Origin of the sequence: Corallococcus aberystwythensis (assembly GCF_003612165.1) — a bacterium.
Lineage (GTDB): Bacteria > Myxococcota > Myxococcia > Myxococcales > Myxococcaceae > Corallococcus > Corallococcus aberystwythensis.
Window position 1 is genome coordinate 1 of record NZ_RAWK01000559.1, and the last position, 644, is coordinate 644.

Genomic DNA, 644 nt, shown 5'->3' on the forward strand with positions numbered 1-644 from the left:
GCCCTGGGCGGTCTGCGCGGCGGTGCCCGGTCGACCGGGGCCCTGCGTGCTGGTGGCGGGCGTGCCTTGCGCGGTCGCGGGGGTGCCCGCGGAGCCTGCCGTCTGCGCGGCCGGTGCGGTGGCCCCCGTCGCGGACTGGACGGTGGTGCCCGGTCGGCCGGAGCCCTGTGCCGTCGTCTGCGCGGCCGGTCGAGGACCCTGTCCCGCCGGTGCGGTGCCCTGGCCGCCAAAGCCCTGCGTCGCGGGGCCCGGTCCTCCGAAGCCCTGCGTCGGGGAGATTCCCTGCGCGGTGGGGCCCGGCACTCCAAAGCCCTGCGTCGCGGGCGCACCCTGGGCAGGGGCACCGGGACGGCCCGCTGCCTGCGGCGGGGGGGCGAACGCACCGGGCGCGGCGGGGCGACCGCCCTGGGCTGCCGCGGGGGCCGCACCGGCCGGAGCCACGGGCAACAGCACGGGCACGGGCTGCGGCTGCGGCAGGGGACGCTCTCCCGGCGGGTAGAGCGTCGGCGGCGCGGCGCCACCCGACGCCCCCGGGTTCTGCGCCTGCGCGGGAGGCGCGGCGCGCGCGGGCGTGCCCGGCATGTTCAGCCGCAGGGGCTCGCGCGTGTACGCGGGGGGCGGGATGTCGGCTGTCTCTTATACAC

At 80.3% G+C, this 644-nt stretch carries 1 pseudogene; it reads right to left on the reverse strand.

The window, feature by feature from the left end:
• A pseudogene (locus D7W81_RS41435) lies at positions 1–582 on the reverse strand (GspE/PulE/PilB domain-containing protein); the annotation flags it as partial.
• Positions 583–644 lie beyond the last annotated feature (62 nt).